1 protein-coding gene and 1 pseudogene are annotated in these 1,653 nt (G+C 43.6%); one reads left to right on the forward strand and one right to left on the reverse strand.

Annotation, left to right across the window (positions count from 1 at the left end; genetic code table 11):
• The coding region (locus AC1DUA_RS36620) for an S-layer homology domain-containing protein (RefSeq protein WP_477504404.1) at positions 1–1,309 on the reverse strand (1,309 nt) is incomplete at its 3' end.
• A gap of 221 nt (positions 1,310–1,530) precedes the next feature.
• On the opposite strand from AC1DUA_RS36620, the pseudogene AC1DUA_RS36625 reads away from it, so the two are divergent.
• A pseudogene (locus tag AC1DUA_RS36625) lies at positions 1,531–1,653 on the forward strand (MFS transporter); the annotation flags it as partial.

A 1,653-nucleotide genomic window follows, 5' to 3' on the forward strand; every position in this document is an offset into this window, starting at 1 on the left:
CATTTGAAACTGCATAGATTTGCACATCATTTGAAACTGCATAGATTTGCACATCGTTGAACGTAAACATAGTCGGAATAAATGTATCCTTGCGATCAAAAGTATCAATTTTCTCAAAATCTTTACTTTCATTATCACGATAAAGAAGGCTTGTATTTTCACCGTCTCTGGCTAACGCGGCACGAACCTTCCCCCAATTATCCGTTAGCCAAAATTTCACGTTCCCAGGGTTCTGCACCTGCAAATTCGTATCGCCAGTGCTGAGCTTAACCCGATAAACGTCCATCACCTTGGGATCTCGCTGATTCATTGTTAGCAATAACTCGATGTCACTTTCATCCTTATAAGGCAGAATATCTAGGAGTTCAGCTTTTACATTCGAATATGGCGTTAAGTCTTTATCATTCGTACCGTCAATGTTCACAGAGTGGATATGCGTATTTTCTGTACCGCCGCTATCCATCGAATAAATGATCACCTTGTCCGTGATCCAAAATATTTTATCAATACTTTCATTTCTGGAAGTAGTGATTAGCGTGCTGTCTGTCCCACCAACCTTTTGGATATACAGGTTCATGCGGTTTTCCCATGGCTGTAAGAAAGCCAATGTTTTGCCGTCAGGCGATAACCGCAGTTGTGCTTTACTCGGCAGTTGTAAAATGTCATCCAGTGAAACAGCACCTTGCCCCGTTTCTTCTTTCTGAGAAATTGTCCGGAATAAAAATAACACTAACTGAGCGCGAGTTACTTGATCCTGTGGCATAAACGCCAACTGCTCTGTAATAAAATTTTGCTTTAGCTTCATGACGTCGTCATGATGCGCTTTGCCGATCGTTAGCTCGTCCTTAAACCATGCCTGAATGCCGTTATCTTTAAGATGGAAAGCACGAACGAGCAAGCTCGCCATCTGTTCGCGTGTAAGGAAAGCATCCGGTTGGTACAATCCATCGCTGCCTTGCACAATGTTCTCTTCTTTCAGAGCATTAACAGCTTCTGCATACGGGCTGTTTGCCGCTACGTCCGTAAAGCCGTTCAGTGAAGTTGGCTTTTTGAGTTGAAGCGCTTTGCTGAGCCATTTCGCGGCATCTCCGCGTGTCACCGCATCATCCGGATGAAACCCTCCGTCTTCTTCGGCATCAACAATTCCTTTTGCTTTGAGCCCAATAATCTCTTGACTTGCATAATAATCCGCAGGCACATCCGGATAAGCGCCTGCATCGCTATTTGCCTGTGCACCGACAGGAATCGCAATCGCCGCAATCCATACCGCTGCCAATAGGGAAGCTACCCCTTTTCGAAATGAAACCATCCTGACCATCCTCCTGTAAATTACATGCAACAACAAAAATACGGAACGCATCCCATTATATACCAACCTATGACGAATTGATAGATTTGAATAGTAGAATAGCAATAGGTAAAATTACCCATAACTAAATCATATAGATCCTTTGTACTTTCTCATGTATGAAAACGGGATATAGGTGGAAGATAGGGGTAACAGTTTAAGGATGGGAGTAGCATACGAACATGAGTCAACCAACATTGCTGCAAGACCCGGCAAAACGCAAATTACTTTTCAGCGCGGGAATAAGCTGGTTATTCGATGCCATGGATGTAGGGATTATTTCCTTTATCGTCGCTGCTCTGGCT

The organism is Paenibacillus sp. 01T422 (assembly GCF_056398785.1).